A 19,007-nucleotide genomic window follows, 5' to 3' on the forward strand; every position below is an offset into this window, starting at 1 on the left:
AAAATTGGTGATAACGTATTTTATCACCAATTTATGAACGCGGGGGGAGGGAGGCTATGCAGCGCTCAAGCGCGCTTGAAATGCTTCCATTTCTTTCATTGTGCTGATGTCTGGCACAAGCCTTGGACACAGGTTGAGCTGGGCAGAGATGTAGGCCAGGGTCCGAACACGGTCAACCGAGGTGTTCATTGCTTTTGCTACTCGTTTGGCTGCACCTGGTCGATTCAGGGCGCAATGCGCGGCTTCCAAGATTTCGGCAAGCAGGTCTTCATCGAGCTGTCTAAGCATGTCTTTCAAGTCCATAGGGTCCATCCTTCAGTGATCGGGCATCAAATGCCCTACAGGGCGGCAATTTCCGCATTCATGACGCAGGCCAGATCCGGGCCCAGCTGACGACGAATACGAGCAATCGAGGTGTCACTAGGAGGCGCTTTATAGAAGGAGAATTCTGGTGAGTTCGAATGCTGCAGGACGATCAGATGAGTCTTGCCGAGACGTTTCAATCTCCGCAGCTGGGCAACTTCATCGATCATCTGGGTGATGGCCATGTCGAGCCATTCTGGCGTTTCAGTTGGCTCATCCATAGCGTGCCCTTGGAAGGTCAATTGAAGTTGGTAGCCTTGCGCTTTCAACTGCGCAACCAAGTTCGTTTGCTGAGCATAATCGATTTCAACCCGCGTCATGCCGCCATCGCCATTGTTGGATACAAGCCCAAGCATTTTTTTGTGGAGATACACTTTGCAGGACCACGCGAGGCCTCTGGAGGCCTCAGCTTCCTTGTAGCCCTTGATGTCCAGGCCGACACTGCGATACGCCTTGATGTTTGAGTACGCTTCCATAATTGACCTCCGTATTGACGTAGAGTCATTACACATCCTAATTCCGTATAGTATGTATCATACGGAATAAATGGGCCAAAAAAATAATGGCCCACTTGTCATAGTACAAACCCCAGGGAAAGCAACGATAAGGCCAGCAATAGCCCCAGCAACAAGACCGACCTGATTGTAGGTTTTTGATATATGAATGTTGCTCCGAATAACTCAGCAGCGATAATGGGGAGTAGCCACCCGACGGGGGCATTGAGGATTATCGTGACGATATTGAAGAGTGGTCCCCTTGCCGAGCCAATTTGAGCCCAATAAGGAACCTGCCCGCTGCCAAGCACAAACCCGACAGTCATGCACAAGCCGGCAAAACAGAGAAGCGCGAATAAAACGAATCCCCAGGCTCTCCATCGAGCGGCATCAGCAACTTTCAGCGCAACAGCTTGACTAGCTTCGCTTACAGCAACGGACAATGTAGAGAGCGCCTTTTTTGTTTCTGCGTCTGCCATCTCGGCGAACAATGACTTATGCTTGTCAACTTGTTTGTCAACCTGCCTGGCAATCAGCTCTGGATACTTTGCATACATCGTGTCGTAGGACTGCAAGGCCATTAAGATTAGCCAGAGCGAATCATTATTATGCAGATTCAATGCATTTTTAACCCTATAGAGATCCTGCACCTCTTTATCAGAGGCTTGCCTCCCTAAGAGTTTCTCGAAAGCTACCTCAATATCATCCATTGATAACCTCCCCCATCACCTTATTCACATCGCGACGCCACCTGGTCAGTTCAGCGCGATTTCCGATTGGTAATTCTTTCAAAGCTTTTCCGATCGAAAGTCGTTTGCTGTACAAATCATCACTCACCCGATCGGCCAAGTCTGGCAGCATCAGTGACTTTCCGCCTGCGCCCTCGATGCTTTCCCTGATGTTTGAATTGTTGTAAAGCTCAAACTTGATTTCATCACCGAAGTAAGCATTTCGGATAACATGAGTAGTTGATCCTGGCAGCGCTTCTCGATATTCCTTGAGCAGTTCCAGACTGTCTCGCTGTCGGTTGATCACCCAGAGAGTGATGAGTTTCCGGTTCAGTTCACCGAGCGTGCTGTTCAACGTTTCTCCGTACGCAGCTACGCCTTTATTGTTCCGTGCTGCTGTGTTGACTACCACAACGTGATCGCGGAATTCGTCGCAGACGTTGACCAGGTCAATCCAGCCGTTTGCGTCGTCCAGATCAATCAGCCTGCACTCTATTTCGTCTTTATACATCTTCCAAACATCTGGATTGGAGGTATCCGATTCAATCAGCAAGACCTTGAATCCAGCTTGGATCAAAGTGTCAACCAAACCTATCGTAGTGAAGCTTTTGCCTACGCCTCCTTTGCCACCACCGCTGACGTAGATTTGACCAACCTGGGTAGTCGATTTTTCTTTCATAGGGTTGCTCCTCAAATGTCATCCGTATCTGTTTTCGGTTGGAAACCGGGATTCCCATCTCGTGTTACCCCGGTTGTTACCTGACGTACACCCTGAGCCGCCTTCGCGCCGGCCTGAGTGGATTTTTCTTTCCCGCCTTGGCGATCCTCGCCGGAAGACTTAACCCGGGCTTTTGGCGTGCGCCGGGTTTTGCCTTTCACAGAACCCCTCGCCCTAGTGAGATAGCTTTTCAGCGTTGTCTCAGAAATTTGCATTCCACCTGCAGTCAAAATTTCGGAAATCTTCGCCAGGCTGTAGCCGCGTGATTGCAGCTCTTTTATCGATCCTTGCATCATCTCGACTGCTTTCAGCTTTGAGACCGGCTTGTCCGGTTGTTCTACCTCTGGCAGGTTTTCGAGATCGCCCATGAGCTTCTCGATTTGCGAAATGGTGAATCCCATTTTGCCGTCCCCCTAACGTCCTCTATGCCCTGATTCTATGGGCATCCCTTGCGTAGTCAAGTTCCGTACGATAGCCTTGATACGAAACTAGGTCTACAGTTTTGGACAGGGTAGGGTTTGTACTCCCGCCATAAATGGCGTCCGTCCAACCGGCATCGCTGACAGTCGTTTCACTCCCTTGCGATGCCTACCACCCTGCTCAGGGCTGCGCCCCGAGACCCCTTGGAACACCTGAGGATCCTGCTTATGAGTACCAGTGAGCAAAGGCGTCGCACCGGTCGGCTACCACCTATCCGGTGCTTCGAGGATGAAGAGGAAATCGTCCGTGACAAGGCGAAGGACTGCGGCCAGAGCGTGGGTCAATTCATGCTCGCAGCTGCGCTTGGGAGACGTACCAGGTCTAAGGTGGAGGGGCATATCCTCAACGAACTGCGGAGGCTCGGAGGCCTCCAGAAACACTTGTTCAATGAAGGCGGTGGGAAGCTTTCAAAAGAGTACGCACAGATCCTGGTGGCGTTGAAAGCTGCTATCGAAAGGATCGGTTCGTAATGCTTGCGAAGGTTCCACCGAAACGGGCCGATGGGAGCTCAAGCTTCTCGGCGTTGGTCGACTACGCGACAGAACGTGACGAAGAAAAGGAGACACAAACGGATGAGCTCAATCCAGGCCACACCCGAAGAGACGACTCAATTCTTGAGTCTGCTCGAGAACATATCGAAAGAGCAGCAGACCGTTTGCGAGAGATTGGACGAATTGATGCTGCAACTCAAAATGCCATCCGAGAACGTGCTCGAAGTATTGGAATTGCTCTTGATTCCAATTGGCGTCGATATCAACAGGATCAACACCCAGTTCCAGTCCGCATTGACGAGCCTGGACCCATCACAGAACGAGGGGTAAGCGCTGATGGACATGAAAGCCGTCTTGCCGTTGCTCAGCACCATCTTGCAGCAGCAGCAAACCATCTCCGACAAGCTGTTAGAAATCATCCTGACTTTGCGGCAAGAGCAAGATCCCGTGGAGCCAACCTTGCGTTTCATGCTGCAGCCGCTCAAAGAAGGGATGCAGGAGATGAGCTCAATGCTATCGCCGAGCTCGAATCCGGACTCCTCCTCGGAGCACCAGTAAGGGAAGTTACACGTTCCGGTGTATCCTGCCAGCACAACTGCTTGAGCTTGGCGACAGCCGCGGCAGAAATGAAAGCAGTCGCGGCTCAAAATTCACGTGTTAAGGATCCTGTTTACCATGTCATCTTGAGCTGGCCGCAATCAGAGAAACCAACTGATGATCAAGCTTTCGATTGTGCTCTGCATGCAATGGATGCGGTCGGTATGGCGGAGCACCAGTATGTGTTTGCTATCCATCATGACACGGACAATGTTCACTTACACATGACGGTGAATCGGGTTCACCCCGATTCGTATAACGCGGTGTACCCGGATAGAGATTATTTTAAGCTCGATTATGCAATGCGAGAGCTTGAGCTTCGCTATGGTTGGACTCATGACAATGGTCCCTACAGTGTCAAAGACAAAAAGGGCTCGCCTGAAATTGCCTGGTCAGCGCCTAAACCCAAATTTCAAGGTAAACAGCCTACTCGTGCTGCGGATATGGAACGTCATCTTGACCAGGAAAGTCTGCACACTTATTCTCGCGGTGAACCTCGCGATGCAATTGCAACGCTTCTGAAAAAGAAAAGCCTTACCTGGCAGAAACTGCACGCGGAACTAGCGCGATTTGGGTTGGGGATCAAACCCAAAGGTCGCGGCATGGGTATTTATTCGCTTGAAGAACAGAGCTTGGTGCCTATCAAAGCAAGCGACATGCACGAGGCCTTGTCTAAGGCTCGATTGGAAAAGCGTCTTGGTGACTATGAGGAGCGTAAAGTTACACAAGAGCTGATGGCTCTTATGAGTTACGAAAAATTCGCAAGCCCACGACGGAATCCCGAAGATCGTCAGCAGCGCCGCACAGAGCGAGCTAATTTGCGCAGGGCACTACGTGCCCGATACGAAGCCTATCGGACAAAATTTGTATATCGCCGAGTTGATAAAGAGTGGGTCAAGCAACAATTCAAACGCGTACGCGATGACTCCAGACAGCAGCGCCTGGATATCAAATTGCGTATTAAAAATCCAAAGGATCGAAAAGCATTTTACAGTATCTTGGCGTTCGAGACACTAAGAGCTAGAGAGGAACTGAAAACTAAGATTTCAAAAATGCGCGCAGATTTAAAGAATGATCCTTCTAATAAAAGGCTCAGTTATCGTGAATGGGTTGAGCAAGAAGCAGCCACCGGTGATCCAGGGGCAATCAGTCAGCTGCGAGGTTTCACATATGGCGAGAAACGCGCAGCGAAGGCTGAAGGAGCTAACGGTTTCGAATTTGCCCGGGATCTCGATCCTAAATATCAGTCGATCGATGGAATGCTCGGTGTAGTTAGGAGAAACGGCACAGTCATTTACCGGCGGGCCGCTGGCGATCCGGGATTTGTAGACCTTGGCGGCCAGTTCAACTTCCCTGGCCAAGCGGTAGACAGTGAGCTGATCACCCGCGCCTTACGCGCGATGCCGAACACGGCACCACCTGGTCCGTTGCGGATCACCGGCAGTGCCGAATTTAAGCGCTCGCTGATCGAGGCTTTGGTCGATGAACGATACAGCGGTGCGCTAGCAGATCCAGAGCTCGAAAAATTGCTTCGTGAGCTCAAGGCCGAGCGGGACGCACAGCAGAGGTCAAGAAGCGGCCCGCGGGGGGGATAGTGTTTGCTTGTGCTCATTCCGTATTATAGTATCTATACGAAATCAACGGAGGGTTTGATAATGGCCAACACACGTTACCCACTGGCACTGGTTGCCTTGGCTCTTGCCCTTGGGGGCTGCGCATCGAAGAAACCGGACGAATCGGCCCAGCAGCTGATCGACCAACAGATCCTCGAAGCGTCGCAACGCATTGAGATGGCTCAGGCCGACCTATATCAGCAGGGCGCGATTAATAGCCGCGTGGTGATGCGCCTTCCGTCGACCATCGTGGACGACAAGCAGCGTGTGTCGCTCAAGTGGCAGGGCGATGCAGTCGAACTGTTAGCAGCCTTGGCTCGGGATCGTGGGCTTGAGTTCTCGTTCATGGGCGTGCGTATGCCGCTGCCGGTCGACATCGATGTAAACAAGGTGCCCTACAACACCTTGATGCTGATGATTCGCTCCCAAGTTGGCTACCGCGCCAATGTGACCCAGACGCCCGGGAAGTTGGAACTTCATTACAACCGGCCTCAGGCCTGAGCTGGAGGTACGCTATGAAGCGGATTTTCGCATTGTTGCCTCTGATGGTTTCGCTTGCTGTCCATGCGGGTGAAACCCCCGAGCTTGATGCCAGCGGGCAGACAAGCGCTCCAGTCGTTGAAACGGCACCGCCTGATCTCGACTCGTTGCTGAAACCACAGTCAAAAGCGACCACCAAGGTCACCGACATTCGCAATCAATTGCTGACCGACATGGGTAACACTGTCGGCTTCCGCGGCGGTATGGCAGCTCGAGCTCGTGAGCTGGTTGATGGCCTTAACGCACGATCGCCGTCACTCGATGCAATGTTCAAGTTCGCTCCCATGATCGCTAAGAACGGCACGCTTCCACCAGTTATCGTAGAAGCCCGGGACGTTGCTGCGTTCTCTCAAGACCAGGTCCGAACAGCGAATCGCGTCTACAAAATTGAGCGGGAGGAACGGTTTGTGAGTGTTCCCCCTACTTGGCGTGACTACCTCTATGTTGGCCTGCCTCTGAATGCCAGTGTTGAACTGCCCGACTTCGAAGCACGCCCTCAAGACAGTGACGAGGCTGAAATCTGGGAGGTAGCAGTCCGTAAAGGTTGGGACGATGGTTACAAACAAGCGGACGCTATCCTCGCCGCCAATTTCAATCGTTTGACCCGCGATTACCTCGGCATGCACCTCTATTCCTCTCTTCTGCAGAACGACATGATCAGCTCGACCAGCGTGGCTGAAAGCCAGCAGACTGTTACGGGTGATGGTAAGCAAATGATGCTTGGCGACAAATTGCGTCGCGTAACCGGCCGTGCGACGTTCGAGACTGATCCTAAAAAATGGCGCCCTACGGTCAAAACGCAGTACCGGCAGACCGGTGATGGTGCGACCAAGTGACGAGTCCAATATTCGATCCGTACAATTTCGAGGGCGACTTGTCTCCCGATAATTTCATGCGCTTTCTGAAGCTGTGTGCGGATCGGGGGGTGTCTGACATTCTCGTACAAGGCGGCGACTACATTTGGGTCGAGCTGCATGGACGGCAACTGAAAGCGTCAACGACGACAATCAAGCAAGGTCAGCTATCACCGTTGATGGCGTCGGCTTGGTCCGCTGAAATTGAAAGCATGATCAAGCAGGGTGATGAGGGTGTTGACCGTGCCTTGGAGCTGGCTGGAGAAGAGTTTGGGCTGGCTCGGGGTACCACGCTTCGCTTTCGGACCAACTTTGTTCAAGCGCGCATAGCCAGCATCGATGAGGCTTATTCGATCACCATGCGGGTGATTCCGTCGGATCTGCCTGATATCGATAAAATGGGAATCGAGCCCGACTTGATCCGGGGCTGCTACGCAGAAATGGGCCTGGTTCTGGTCTGCGGACCCACTGGGTCTGGAAAAACAACTTTCCTCGCGGGCCTGTACAAGAAGGCAGGGACAGAAATGCCCGACCGGAAAGTGATCACCTATGAGGACCCCATCGAGTATGTACTTGGTGGTCCGCACTGGTTGGGACCGCAACCGTCGCAATCGCAACTGCGTAGAGACATTGGCGACTTCCCGAAAGCACTTCGGAATGCCATGCGTCGTAAACCCAGTATCATCGGTATCGGTGAAGCTCGGGACCGCGAGACGATCGAGGCAATGACTGAGGCTGGGCTGACTGGTCACTTATGCTTTGCCACCATGCACACCGAGTCTGTTGCTGAGACGATCAACCGTGCAATTCAAACCTATCCACCTGACCAGCAAGCCGGTATGGCTTCACGCCTGGCCGGTGCCTTACGTGTCATTCTGGTTCAACGCCTGCTCAAAACCACGGACGGCAAGCGAGCTGCGATCCGTGAGTACCTGGTGTTCGATCGTGAGGTGCGCAATGAACTACAGTCCCTTCCTTACACGGACTGGGGCCGGTTCATTCGGGGTTTACTGGAGAAGGCCGAGGCCACCCTGGATGACAAAGCCTGGCGTTTGTTCCAAGCGGATCGCATTGATGCTGGCGAGTTCATCAGCCTGGCCGGCGCTAAAGAGTTCAAGAAACGCTGGGAGTTGGAGGGTCTAAACCATGGCATCTAGCTGGAGAGGCGCATCAATCTCACCCAAGGCCTTCGGCATACCCTGCGGGGCTTATCTGCCGTTGATGGCCTGTCTGTATGTAGGGCATAAACCGTGGGTATGGATCACCGCAGTGATGATCATCGTCTGCTTCGGCGTCATGGCTCATATTGGGTGGACCCTGGATGTTTGCTGGAACAAGTTCCTGGGCTTCATGCGCGGAGGTCGGATCGTGTCACGGCCGTGGTGGTACAGGAACCGATTCAGAGATTAGAAAAAAACCGCCCTGAGAGGCGGTTTTTTGATGTCAGTCGTTCAGCGTGCTCGAGGACCTCGGTCCCTGCTGGCTTGTGCAGCCAATGGTGCAGCGTCGGTACTGGCTGGCCCTGGAGGTTCTAACGTGATCCGGATACCGGGGTTGAGGCGGCAAGTCGCCTCCTTGATTGCCGACCAGTGTTTATGGGGGAGCACTCCTACCGTCAATGGCTTCTCACTGAAGGCCACCTTGGCAGGATAGGCAATTACCTTCATATGTTCCCAGTCCGGAGCGGCCGTCAGTGTGCTCAACAACTCGGGGCGTTGCTGCAGCAATAGATGAGGCTTCGCCAATTCAGTCTTTGTCGGGGTCAAGCCTTCGCAGACCAACCTTTCCCGCAGAAGATCCTGCAGATCATCCATCATGCTCCTGGACATTCTGGCAAACGACACAAAGTCGTGGTTGGCCAGGTCCTCCGGCTTCATCATGAGTGGATTCTGCTTGTGATCAAGCTCCACCAGGAAATCGATAACAGTAAAATGGAGTCGGTTTTTGTCAGCGTACGCCCGAGCCGCCATAAAGCCGTCCTGCTTGCTCTGATACCCGTACAGTGCCGGGAACACGTCCCCAGGTTGCCCGTTGAGTAGCGCGCCGCAGTCCTTCAAGGCGATCGCCCGCGGCGCTGGGCCAGCGTAGAAGTAAACGCTGGAGAGCTCGATAATGTGCGAGTCTGTTTTCTCAGTCGTGCTCACCAATGCCACCTTTTGACCAACCCTGAATCAAGACCCTTTCCACCTTCTGTCGTTCACCTACCTTACTTACGACATCCTGCATCACGCGTTTGCACTGTTTAGGTGTCAAATCCATGCGCTTCAAGGCCTCAACCCACTTCATGACCGGCCGACCGGGCTTGCCATCATGAAGCATCAAGCGGTAAACCGAGGGTGGCGATCTACCAATAAGGGTGGCAAACGTATCTCGATCTTGAGGCGAATCTTGCAGTCCTAAATAGTCGTAAAAATCCTTGATATCCAACGGCGGTTGCACCGGTGAAGACTCAGGATGCGTTCTGTAGAGAAAAAGCAGCATAGCCACCACGGGGTCGTTGATCTGCTCAGCCGACTTATCCGGGCCTGTTAGCTCTTCCCACTTCGCTTTCTGCAGGCCAAAGGCGTCTGCAGCAGCAACCTTGGTCAGACCGTTCTCGATCCGCCATCTCTCCAAATCCGTCCCACAAATTGGCTGAATTTCATCAGTTCCAAAGGACATTTGATCCCCTCAAATGTAGCAGACGTAGCCCTCCTGGGCCTTAGGGCGCGGAGCTTCCCATTCCGCTGAATTTTGAATAATATACACAATACGAAATTTCAGCAGTCACGGTCCAGCCCAGAGCGACGCGCTTAACCCAACTTTACCCAGCCCCTCCACGGGGGGCTCAGGGCAACGGACTACCCCACCATCCGGAAGGAGGCAGGATTGCCATGAGCGAAGTAAGCGAAGCCTTGATGCAAGAGTTCCGCCAAGCTGTCTACGAGCGATTGAATTCGCCGCAGGCAACGGAGGCCTCTCCCCGTGAAGCGATCGAACGTCGTGCTAAGGCGTACCAAGCCTGGCTAAATAGCCAACCTTCCGAAGAAGAGGCTGCGGCCGTCCCTACTGCGTTGGTCAGACATTGGGTTGCTGCAGACCTGTCGTCATGGCGCTCAATTGACGCCAAGAATACAGCTGAAGCAGCAACTACCGTTTATCAGAATATTTTCGCATACGATACATATGCGGAATTGCTAAAGGAACTAGACCAGGCCCTTTACAGCGAAATTATTTCGCATTTGAGGGGGCATGAAGCATTCGGTAACGGTTTTGGCCGTGGAAACCCTGATTTAGATCAAGAAAGTGTTGATCAGGATCCAAAAATCCAGATTAGCGAGCTCTTGAAGGAGATCACCTACAAGGAGCGGCGCGATGGCAGCGTCCTCTATTCCCTGCATGACAGACCTATTTTCATCGACCATGGGCAGCAAATCCTCATGGTGGCTGAAGCAAAAGATGATGAGATGGCCATTCTCGCCGGCCTCTACATGGCGAAACAGAAGTTCGGTGGGTCTATCGAGCTCACTGGCAGTGAAGAGTTTAAGCGCCGGGCGATCGCGGTTCTGATCAAGCATGAGGTTCCGGTAGAACTCAATAACCCCGCACAAGAAGCTATTCGCCGCGAACTGCTCGGCTTGCCACCCATTGCAGCTGTACCAGACAAAGCCGCCGCGCAAACTGAAACGCCGAAACCGACCGAGGCAACCGCTGAGAAGGTGGGCACCTCCAGCGAAGAAACGGCATCACCTGCAGAACCGGCCGCAAATGATCCTACACCTGTGAATGCCCGTGAGGGTGTGATCGTAGATTTCGGCCCGGCGCCGTATCTTTTCGACAAGAAGCAAAGCAAAAGCTTCTACGTGAAGTTGCGCAATAGCGACGGAGAAGAGCGTGTTACCTGGGGGGTAGATCTGGCCCGAGTGTTCCGCGAGAACGAAATCGCAGCAGGCGATACCGTCACGTTGAATAACTTGGGTCGTAAGCAGGTGACGGTAGAGGTGCCGGTACGTGGCAGCGATGGCCGTGTCGAGCGTTACGAAGAAAAAACGGTTCATCGTAATGAGTGGGAAGCCGTTCTGCTTGCTAAAGCTGATCGTGAGCAGGCCCCCCCAGTCGAACCGTTGGCAGCTGAGTCCCTCACAGTTGCTGGACGCGATGCGAGATTCGTTGAGTCAATCGGTCTGCCTACAGGTGATATCAATGACTACCCTGATTTGCTGCCGTATCGGGCCGAGGATCACGCTATGGCAGTCATGTGGGAGCATGACAGCTCTCCGGAAGGACTGCGGACAATCGAAAGCTGCATGGCCGAGGCAAAATATCGCGCCGCGTTCCAAGCCAAGCTGGACAGTGAGCTCGGCAAGCTCAATACGCACTTCCGCGGGCAGATGGAAGCATCAGAGGGTTACGCCATAGCTAGAGAGCTGCTGGCAGACGCTGATAAGCAGTACGGGCCACTGCCCGAGCCTGGCAGCAATGAGTTTGACCGGATGTACCAGTTAGAGAATTGCTGGGATCCAGATGAAGTCATCGAAGCAATTGAACAGATAGATGCTGCTTATCTGGCCTCACTGAAAAATCATCAAGGCACAGATATCCCCCCTCGCTCCTCGACGGATTCAATTCCGACAGAAGTTTTGGAGTCGTTCACGCTGGATAGCTACAGCCAGTATCCCTATGACTCAGATACGACGCCTTCAGCTAGGTGGGAATTGCTGAACAGCGAGGCTGCTAAGCACGGCTACACCGCGAAAATTGGTCTAGTGAACGAATCGGAAAGGGTCGATGGTGTCACGTACTCCATTGCCTATTTCGACCGTGAAGGGCAACCGACCGGTATCCACACTGAATTGTGCGGGACGGGCAAGCTCGAGAGCGCTCCTGCAACCTTCCTTAATGGTCAGCGCATCCCCCAGCCAATGATCAACGATCCAGGCGCGGATATCGCCGTGCTTGCTGGTGCTATCTCCGAGTACGAGAAGTCCAGAACTCTGGACTGTACAGGAGAAGCTCCACAGGCTGCTGATGAAGTAGAACTGGGGGATTTAGCTGCAGCAGCGGTCGAGCAGCGACATTTCCAGGCAACTGAGGGAGTGCCATTTGGGGACTCCGATCTGCAACAGGCTGAGAACCTTGTTGCGGTAAACGCCGCCGCCTGGTGGCGAGATCAGTCTGAGGCCATCAGTACCTGGAGCAAGTCGCTGGAAGAGCTTGAGCACGATCTGGCCGCTCTTGGGCCAGAGCCTGCGACCGATCAGTACTACTGGTTCGACAAAACAGGCCGTCCTGTGCCGGCACCAGTGAACGAGTACGACTGGATCATGGCGAAAGCCTTTATCAAGGATGAGCATACCCCCGAATCCCAGATTGAAGGCTTTGGCGCTGGCCTTCAAGGCAGGTCGAGCAACTCCGGTGTACCCGGGGACATTACCGGCGCTTCAACCAGTGACTCAACCACTCCTCAGGAGGTTGGTATGGCAAACGCTGACAGCAATACGGGACAGAAACTCATCCTTCGCGGTGTGACCAAGCTGGATAACGATCAGTACGACACCACAGTGCTCCTGTACCAGGGCAGTGGGGATTACCTACAGGGATACGTGAAGGTCAACGGTGAGAAGCACCAGGTCCTTGCGTTCATCAATGAGCGTAACCCCGACCCAGGTACCGGTGAGATCAAGCCTAACTTTATCACCCTGTCCCAGCCGAACAACGATGGAAGCGACCAGAAGTGGACGCAGATCGGCTTCGGGAACGCGGTTAATCGCCGCGGCGACGGGAAAGCCGTTTACTTCGATGAGGTGCTTTTCAACGTTGATAACCAGATCCTCAAGGCAAAGGTTACCAAGCACGTTGATGAGGATATGCACCGCAAGCTGGGTTTCCTCGAGCAACGTAAAGAGCGGGAGAAATCAAGCGCTTCCCCAAAGCCCGAGGCTCTGACGGAGCCCGTCAAGCAACAGCCCAGCCCGGCGCAACCCGCTGTTAAATCCCGGGCACGAGCTTGATGCTCCTGGCCGTTGAATGTTCTTGGAGGACTGGTATGAAGACACTGACCCGCGCGTTACTCGTTGTGCTGCTCATGAGCTCGGCTGTGACAGCCCATGCTGCCACCTGCCGTAGCGGAGAAGCCGCGGTGCGTGGTGGTGAGGCCGGCCTGGCTCGAGATCAGGACGCGGCCGACACCAACCAAACGGCTGCTCAGACATCGTCAGACATTTTGGGCAAATGTGTCGGGGGGATCACCGGCATATTCAGCACCACCTCTTTCCCTGATCTGTCTGCCATCTGGCAAATGATCAAGGACAAGGTTTGCTCGATCGCCAGCTCCTCAGTAAACGGTGTGATTTCCGAGGTGAATGGACAGATCAACGGAGTCATGAGCGAGGTTAACGGGGCCGTAACTGATGCTGTCAATCAAACGGGCGTCAACGATACCGGCCTTGGCACCGTTGTCGGTAGCGGCGATACGCATATCAGCAACCCTGTAGAGGTCGGACACACCAGTGACGCGGCCGATTCGTCGACAAATTGGAATGAGGTTTGGAAATAAAAACCATCGAGCCCGCGGATTCGCGGGCTTTTGGTTTTCGGAGTGAAGAGTTACGGCCGGCGCGGCGGCGCTTAAGGAGGATCGGCCATGAGCGAAGTTTTTGTCAGCACGGTTCATCCGGCTATCGGAAGGTTGTACTGGGTATTCACATCCAATGCTGATTGCAATTACCCCGATCATTACAGCTTGACCGACTGGAGTGAGCTTGCGACTCGGTTTCCAAAAGGATGGCGAGATCATGACTACTACCACTGGCTGCATCGATCACATATCTCGAAGGTTTTCGAACCGGATGACCCCTACAGCGACTATGTCGAGTACGAGGACGAAGAAGCTGGGTGTCTGGAGCAGCGGCTTTCGGGATTGCTTGCTCGCCTACAGACCAAAAGCGGGCAGACAGTTGAGGAATTCAGGCACTGGATGTTTAGTGCAGTTTGGGTAGACGTCCCTGCGCTACGCATTGTTGAGAGCTGAATGGCGGGCGCAAATGATCAGTATGAAAAAGGGCGCCATGGGCGCCCTTTTTCATTACGCTCGCATTTTACTCCGTCCGGGAGCTGCGGAACCTTGTAGGAGGACCGATTTTGGCTCCCACTTCGACTGATAGGAGTCGTCAGCTTGCATCAGTTTCAGTTCCCGAAGCACATCCCGAGCATCCTCGCGCAGGTAGTCAAGCCGAGTCTGCTGCAGGAACGGCTTCGCCTTCTCTTGGATCGCTTTGTTGAGCTCTGACAGCTCGCGTCCCCGCGTCGACTCGGCCTCATCCCTCCAGCCTTCCAGGCGCTCCAGGAAGTTGTCCAATCGGCTGATGAACCCGCTGATGCTGAATTTGTCGTCAACGCGATACACCAGGTTGTCCGGCTCGTATGAGTCCCGACCGGTGACGGTGAAGTGGATTTTCTGCCGCTCGCATGACACTTGAATTTCGAAACCTCGATAGCTTCCTACGGGCACAAGCTCTGCGCGCTGGAACGTGTCTTCAGACCGCCGCTCGACGGCCCGCTTCATGGCGGTGGCGAATACCGCGGCCAGTCTTTCCTTGTCCGCGTCTTTGTAGGGTCTGCCATTCGCCGAGAACTCGAATTCAGGTTTGGTGCCGGCATCGCGCCGCTGGATCTCACTTGACCAACGGGCGATTGCCCGATCGGCACGTGAGTCGGCGTCACGCAGCCACGCAATGCGGCTGTCGAGCGAGTGCTGGCCACGTTTGAAGTTGGAAAACAATGCTTCCACCTTCTTGAGGTCTGCAGCGATTTGCACCTGCTGGAAGATCAGAGGATTACCGGTGGCCGCGGCTTTCATCTCGGCGGCGTTGGCTGCCTCGCTGGCCACATCCTCGATCACACGCTGGAGGCTGTCCCCCTTGCGGAATTGTTCGATGCCAGCTGCCTTGAATTCGATGGTCTGCCACATGCGGCTATCGTAGGTCTGTTTCGTTGCGTAGCGCAGAATCTCGATCTCGAATCCGTCAGGATCCATCTCATAGAAGAGGTTACCTTGCCGCTCGATGCGACCATCGCGTTGCTCCAGGTCGCTTGGGCGCCATGGTGCATCCAGGTGGTGGAGAGCGACCAGGCGGCGTTGGACATTCATGCCGGCACCCATCTTCGCTGTTGACCCCAGAATGATCCTGACCTCGCCGGCATTCATCTCCGCAAAGAGCTTGGCTTTCTGCAGATCTGTGTTGGCCTCATGGATGTAGCGAATCTGGTTCGCCGGGATCCCGCGAGCGAGGAGCTTTGATCGAATGTCGTCGTATACGCTGAACGAGCTGGCACCTGCCAGAATATCGTCCATAGAGATCGAGGCTTCTCCTTCTTCTTCGTCCTCTGAGCTCACAGCAGCCTGTTCTGGGCGTTTTGGACCTTTTGGCGTGGATAGGTCACAGAAAATCAGTTGCGTGCCTTTACGGTCGTCCCAGTCCTGCCAAATGCGGAATGCTTGATCGACACACGCATTCACTTTGCTACCTGCGAAATCCCCAGCGCCGGGATCGATGAGTCGGAAATCCAACCCCGCTTTGCGCGCGTCGTTGGTGATCTTCAAAGGATTGTCGAGGCGTGGGTCTTTCGGCAAATGCTCCATGCGATGGATGATCGATCCATCGTTCCAAGTCTTGAACGTCGATCCATCCGCTTTAAGCAGCGGATTACCCTCTGCGTCGATCGCCTCTTGCTGAATGCCCATGTACCAAGCTTGAGCCTCCGATCGATCCACAATCACGTTCTGCGGGCGACCGCCTTTCAGCTTCGGTACTGGGAATCGGGTACCGCGGGCCTCGGCCTGGTCCTGTAGATCCTTGCGTGTGATTACATCAGCGAAGGTTCGATACATCGCCGTCAGCTCGGGAACGTTCTGGAACTTTGCAAAACGCGAGTTGAGCTTGTAGTTGACGCCGGTAGCGTCAAGCTCCCAGCCGGTTACAACCTGGCCGAATGTCGAAGCCCAGGCATCAAAATGAATGATGCCCCGGGCCTTCATTTCATCGTACTGGAGGTATCGTTGTACGGTGTAGAGCTCAGCGATCGTGTTGCTCAATGGGGTACCCGTGGCCAGAAACACGCCTCGGCCGTCGTTCCGTTGCTGCAGGTAGCGACACTTGACGAAAAGATCGAATGCTTTTTCCGATCCTGCCAGATTACCCAGCCCCGATACCCTGCTGAGCGAGGTCGTGATGAACAGGTTTTTGAATTCCTGCGCCTCATCTACAACCAAGGCGTCAACACCCAGATCGGCAAAGCTGACAGCCTGGTCTTTAGAACCGGTGTCGGCTTTCTTTTCCAGTCGCTCGGTCATCCGCTCTTTCGCCTTTTCCATCTCCTTGATGGTCACGCGATCGCCCTGGCTGCTCTTGAGGTCCAAAATGGCGTCAGTGAGATCCTGGATTTGCTCCTGCAGCAGCTCCTCGAGCGTCTCCGGGGGCATGCCAATTTTTTTGAACGAGCTGTGAGCCACCACCACAGCATCCCAATCCCCGGTAGCGATTCGGGCAAAGAGTCGCTCCCGGTTTTCTTTCTTGAAATCCGTCTTCTCAGCAACCAGCACGTTGGCGTTAGGGTAGAGGTCGTAGAAGGCATCCTTCCACTGCAGTAGAAGATGATTCGGTACCAACACCATTGGCTTTCGGAAAAGCCCCATCCGCTTGCTCTCCATCACGGTTCCGACACACACCAGCGTCTTACCGGCGCCGACTACGTGATCGAACAGTGCTGTGCCGTCCTGAATTCCGCGCCAAATTGCGTCCTTCTGGTGCGGACGGAGCGTGATGTCCAGCGAGGTGCCGGGCAGCTGCAGGTGTGAGCCGTCGTAGCGGCTGGGAATATTGGTGTTGAACCGATCGTTGTAGAGTCGCGAGAGGGATTCACGACGATCCTGATCCTCCCAGATCCAGTCGGTGAACGCAGCGCGGATCTCGTCCGCCTTTTGGTTGGCTGCAGCGGTCTGAGTTTCATCAACCTGCATGATCGGATGGCCATGATCGTCCTTTCCGACCTCCACTTTCACTTGGATCGGGCGGTTCGTTAAAACCGCCTCTACCAGCTTGTTTGCGGGGTACGCTTCGGTGCCCCAGGTGACGCGCATGGTGGTGTTATCCCCCTCGGAGATGTTCACCATCCACTTGCCCAAGGCCTCCTGGTAGTCGATGCGCCGGCGTACATCCCCCATCAGGTGTACGACGAAATCATCGATTGTTTTCGCCGGTACCCAAGTCGAACCCAGCTGCACGGAAATGTCGATCGGCTCGATGTCTGCTGGCTGTATCGGACGCAGCGCCTCGACGTTCTCCAAGAACTTTGGATCGTGTTCCGCGGCTCGAAGCGCTCCCCTGAGTTTCGCTTTCACGTTCCCGGTCAGGTACTGATCGGCTGTTTCCCAGCGATCCTTGCCCGGATTGAAGTAGACAAGTCCCTTCAGGTCACGAAGGAGTTCAGGCTCACTCAGACCGCACAAGCGGATCATGCGCTCGAGGTCTACACGGCCCACCTGGTTCATGCTGACAACCAGTGCATCCTTAGCGGATTCGACGTGCCGAATTTCTTCGCGTGGGCTCATCACGCGGCGCGAGAAGATTGCGGCTTTATCAGCTGTGGGATTGCGCGCCGGCACTCCGTGCTTGCGTGCCATGTCAGCCGATACGCCGCGATCGTAGTTGCTCTCAAGCGCATTGAGCAGAGGGTATTCAGGATCCTCCCCCATCGCCAGGCGGTTGGCTTGGCTACTCAGGTGGCCAAATCGACGGACGTACTTGTCGTACAGTCCATTCAAACGGCCGCGCAAGGTTTCCAGATCTTGAGGGTCAACGGACTGCTCAGCATTCATCAACGCGCGCAGAGCGTCACGTACCTCAATCATGCCGCGAATTCGTTGGCCTGCCCGCTCGGTTTTCGGGGTAATGAACTGGTAGTCGTGGGCTGCAAGCTGATCTGGCAAGCGACGGGCCAAACGGTCGTCAGCGGTCACAAAGTAGGAACCCACTTTGGTATTCGCTGGCAGGTCGACCTCGGGTTTACCTAATTGGCCATCAGTTTCATGATCAAGAGGCTCGCCTGTGAAGGTGCGGATAACACCTGCAGGCAACGATTGAAGTCGGGCGCTGATCGCCGCGCTCAGGTCCTGGCCTGGCTCCGCCATCAAATCAGCGGCATCGCGGCGCATCTTCCCGGTGAGGGCCATCCGGCCGGCCATCTGCTCGGGATTGTCGATGAAATACTGGTTGATCGTGATTGGCTCACCCGATTCGCGATCTCGTATTTCACCGACATCTACCCAGCGGCGCTCCGGTTGGTCTCCGGGGAGTGCCTTCTGGAAGAACACGATATCCGTCGTTACTTCGGTCAGGGCATTCTCTTTGAACGCCGTGTTGGGTAGACGAATAGCGCCCAGGAAGTGGGCCGTATCTGCGATATGTTCACGCGCCTTGCTATTGGCGGCATCGAGGAAATACCGACTGACAACGGCTCCCATCACACCACCAGGTTTGAGCGTATTGAGCGATTTAGCCAGGAAGTAGTTGTGGATCGAGAAACCAGCCAATTCGCGGTGGTGCGGGTCATACAACGATTGCGAACCGAAGGGCGGGTTCGCCACGCAGGCATCGAAGTATGCGCTTGGGATAGCCACATCCTGCAGACCGCGATTGATGAAGGTGGATGATGGATAAAGATGAGCGCCGATCTGCGCTGTCAGAGGGTCAAGCTCGATGGCGGTGATGCGACTGTTGCTCCGCATTTCTGTCGGCATCAGGCCGATGAAATTGCCAATGCCGGCAGCTGGTTCCAGAACCTTGCCACCTTTGAACCCTAGTCGCTCCAGACCCTCGTAAATGCCGTCGATTACGGTGGTTGAGGTGTAGTGCGCGTCCTGGGTGGAGCGCCTGGCCCTCTCGTACTCATCTTGGCTGAGCAGTGAGGCCAGTTCCTGGTACTCGGCACGCCAAGCATCATTTCGATGATCGAAAGCCTGCGGCAGTCCACCCCATCCTACATATCTGACCAGCGTGGATTGTTCGTCTGGGGTGGCGCCACGGCCTTCCTTGTGCAGCACCTGCAGCAGTTGAATGGCAGCGACGTTATCGCGGAATTTCGATTTTGGAC

General features: G+C 54.4%; 17 protein-coding genes. 9 read left to right on the top strand and 8 right to left on the bottom strand.

The genetic code is table 11. The annotated features are described in order from the left end of the window. Positions 1-54: 54 nt before the first annotated feature. The 5 genes from ACP7E3_RS28760 to ACP7E3_RS28780 form a co-directional block, all read right to left on the bottom strand. Positions 55-303, bottom strand: coding sequence for a hypothetical protein (locus tag ACP7E3_RS28760; RefSeq protein WP_009682511.1), 249 nt, complete (start codon positions 301-303; stop codon positions 55-57). A gap of 35 nt (positions 304-338) precedes the next feature. Beyond that, positions 339-839 (bottom strand): hypothetical protein, encoded by a 501-nt coding sequence (locus ACP7E3_RS28765; protein ID WP_009682510.1) that lies wholly within the window; start codon positions 837-839, stop codon positions 339-341. A gap of 98 nt (positions 840-937) precedes the next feature. After that, entirely contained in the window at positions 938-1,567 is a 630-nt protein-coding gene (locus ACP7E3_RS28770; RefSeq protein WP_009682509.1) for a hypothetical protein, read from the bottom strand. Then, on the bottom strand, positions 1,560-2,264 hold the full coding sequence (locus tag ACP7E3_RS28775; protein WP_009682508.1) for a protein mobD: 705 nt from the start codon (positions 2,262-2,264) through the stop codon (positions 1,560-1,562). Before ACP7E3_RS28775 ends, ACP7E3_RS28770 begins: the two co-directional genes overlap by 8 nt. Before the next feature lie 11 nt (positions 2,265-2,275). After that, the gene (locus tag ACP7E3_RS28780) at positions 2,276-2,704 is read right to left on the bottom strand and encodes a hypothetical protein (RefSeq protein ID WP_009682507.1); all 429 of its coding nucleotides are present in this window, start codon (positions 2,702-2,704) and stop codon (positions 2,276-2,278) included. A 246-nt stretch (positions 2,705-2,950) separates the two neighbouring features. On the opposite strand from ACP7E3_RS28780, the gene mobA reads away from it, so the two are divergent. From mobA to icmT, 6 genes are read left to right on the top strand one after another with little or no spacing between them, the layout of a single operon-like run. Beyond that, positions 2,951-3,253, top strand: a complete 303-nt coding sequence (mobA, locus tag ACP7E3_RS28785) for a plasmid mobilization protein MobA (protein WP_009682506.1) — start codon at positions 2,951-2,953, stop codon at positions 3,251-3,253. Beyond that, positions 3,253-5,466 carry a TraI/MobA(P) family conjugative relaxase gene (gene traI, locus ACP7E3_RS28790; RefSeq protein WP_193936644.1) on the top strand — a complete coding sequence of 738 codons (2,214 nt, stop codon included), beginning with the start codon at positions 3,253-3,255 and terminating at the stop codon, positions 5,464-5,466. The genes mobA and traI overlap by 1 nt, the downstream gene beginning before the upstream one ends. Positions 5,467-5,526: 60 nt before the next feature. Beyond that, complete coding sequence (locus ACP7E3_RS28795) at positions 5,527-5,985, top strand: DotD/TraH family lipoprotein (RefSeq protein WP_009682502.1); 459 nt, start codon at positions 5,527-5,529, stop codon at positions 5,983-5,985. Between the two features lie 14 nt (positions 5,986-5,999). Beyond that, a complete protein-coding gene (locus ACP7E3_RS28800; protein WP_009682501.1) occupies positions 6,000-6,860 on the top strand; it encodes a type IV secretory system conjugative DNA transfer family protein in 861 nt (286 codons plus the stop codon). Continuing rightward, entirely contained in the window at positions 6,857-8,035 is a 1,179-nt protein-coding gene (gene traJ / locus ACP7E3_RS28805; protein ID WP_009682500.1) for a plasmid transfer ATPase TraJ, read from the top strand. Before ACP7E3_RS28800 ends, traJ begins: the two co-directional genes overlap by 4 nt. Beyond that, the gene (gene icmT, locus ACP7E3_RS28810; RefSeq protein WP_033690317.1) at positions 8,025-8,288 is read left to right on the top strand and encodes an IcmT/TraK family protein; all 264 of its coding nucleotides are present in this window, start codon (positions 8,025-8,027) and stop codon (positions 8,286-8,288) included. The genes traJ and icmT overlap by 11 nt, the downstream gene beginning before the upstream one ends. 41 nt (positions 8,289-8,329) lie before the next feature. On the opposite strand, the gene ACP7E3_RS28815 is transcribed toward icmT, so the two are convergent. Both ACP7E3_RS28815 and ACP7E3_RS28820 read right to left on the bottom strand, forming a co-directional pair. Next, positions 8,330-9,022 carry a hypothetical protein gene (locus ACP7E3_RS28815; protein WP_009682498.1) on the bottom strand — a complete coding sequence of 231 codons (693 nt, stop codon included), beginning with the start codon at positions 9,020-9,022 and terminating at the stop codon, positions 8,330-8,332. After that, on the bottom strand, positions 9,009-9,539 hold the full coding sequence (locus ACP7E3_RS28820; protein ID WP_009682497.1) for a hypothetical protein: 531 nt from the start codon (positions 9,537-9,539) through the stop codon (positions 9,009-9,011). Before ACP7E3_RS28820 ends, ACP7E3_RS28815 begins: the two co-directional genes overlap by 14 nt. A gap of 212 nt (positions 9,540-9,751) precedes the next feature. Between ACP7E3_RS28820 and ACP7E3_RS28825 the strand changes: the two genes are divergently transcribed. From ACP7E3_RS28825 to ACP7E3_RS28835, 3 genes are all read left to right on the top strand, one after another. Beyond that, positions 9,752-12,868 (top strand): LPD7 domain-containing protein, encoded by a 3,117-nt coding sequence (locus tag ACP7E3_RS28825; protein WP_009682496.1) that lies wholly within the window; start codon positions 9,752-9,754, stop codon positions 12,866-12,868. 35 nt (positions 12,869-12,903) lie between these two features. After that, positions 12,904-13,413 carry a hypothetical protein gene (locus ACP7E3_RS28830; RefSeq protein WP_009682495.1) on the top strand — a complete coding sequence of 170 codons (510 nt, stop codon included), beginning with the start codon at positions 12,904-12,906 and terminating at the stop codon, positions 13,411-13,413. Between the two features lie 87 nt (positions 13,414-13,500). After that, entirely contained in the window at positions 13,501-13,887 is a 387-nt protein-coding gene (locus ACP7E3_RS28835) for a hypothetical protein (protein ID WP_023662970.1), read from the top strand. Positions 13,888-13,941: 54 nt separating this feature from the next. Here the strand turns inward: ACP7E3_RS28835 and ACP7E3_RS28840 are convergent, their stop codons facing one another. Further along, positions 13,942-18,957, bottom strand: a complete 5,016-nt coding sequence (locus ACP7E3_RS28840) for a DEAD/DEAH box helicase family protein (RefSeq protein ID WP_023662969.1) — start codon at positions 18,955-18,957, stop codon at positions 13,942-13,944. Positions 18,958-19,007 lie beyond the last annotated feature (50 nt).

Origin of the sequence: Pseudomonas sp. PSPC2-3 (genome assembly GCF_049898265.1) — a bacterium.
Taxonomy (GTDB): domain Bacteria; phylum Pseudomonadota; class Gammaproteobacteria; order Pseudomonadales; family Pseudomonadaceae; genus Aquipseudomonas; species Aquipseudomonas veronii.

Excerpts from the sequence above, each read along its gene's own strand:
- ACP7E3_RS28760 (WP_009682511.1), bottom strand. The coding sequence starts at position 303 with ATGGACTTGAAAGACATGCTTAGACAGCTCGATGAAGACCTGCTTGCC.
- ACP7E3_RS28765 (WP_009682510.1), bottom strand. The coding sequence starts at position 839 with ATGGAAGCGTACTCAAACATCAAGGCGTATCGCAGTGTCGGCCTGGAC.
- ACP7E3_RS28770 (WP_009682509.1), bottom strand. The coding sequence starts at position 1,567 with ATGGATGATATTGAGGTAGCTTTCGAGAAACTCTTAGGGAGGCAAGCC.
- ACP7E3_RS28775 (WP_009682508.1), bottom strand. The coding sequence starts at position 2,264 with ATGAAAGAAAAATCGACTACCCAGGTTGGTCAAATCTACGTCAGCGGT.
- ACP7E3_RS28780 (WP_009682507.1), bottom strand. The coding sequence starts at position 2,704 with ATGGGATTCACCATTTCGCAAATCGAGAAGCTCATGGGCGATCTCGAA.
- mobA (WP_009682506.1), top strand. The coding sequence starts at position 2,951 with ATGAGTACCAGTGAGCAAAGGCGTCGCACCGGTCGGCTACCACCTATC.
- traI (WP_193936644.1), top strand. The coding sequence starts at position 3,253 with ATGCTTGCGAAGGTTCCACCGAAACGGGCCGATGGGAGCTCAAGCTTC.
- ACP7E3_RS28795 (WP_009682502.1), top strand. The coding sequence starts at position 5,527 with ATGGCCAACACACGTTACCCACTGGCACTGGTTGCCTTGGCTCTTGCC.
- ACP7E3_RS28800 (WP_009682501.1), top strand. The coding sequence starts at position 6,000 with ATGAAGCGGATTTTCGCATTGTTGCCTCTGATGGTTTCGCTTGCTGTC.
- icmT (WP_033690317.1), top strand. The coding sequence starts at position 8,025 with ATGGCATCTAGCTGGAGAGGCGCATCAATCTCACCCAAGGCCTTCGGC.
- ACP7E3_RS28820 (WP_009682497.1), bottom strand. The coding sequence starts at position 9,539 with ATGTCCTTTGGAACTGATGAAATTCAGCCAATTTGTGGGACGGATTTG.
- ACP7E3_RS28825 (WP_009682496.1), top strand. The coding sequence starts at position 9,752 with ATGAGCGAAGTAAGCGAAGCCTTGATGCAAGAGTTCCGCCAAGCTGTC.
- ACP7E3_RS28830 (WP_009682495.1), top strand. The coding sequence starts at position 12,904 with ATGAAGACACTGACCCGCGCGTTACTCGTTGTGCTGCTCATGAGCTCG.
- ACP7E3_RS28835 (WP_023662970.1), top strand. The coding sequence starts at position 13,501 with ATGAGCGAAGTTTTTGTCAGCACGGTTCATCCGGCTATCGGAAGGTTG.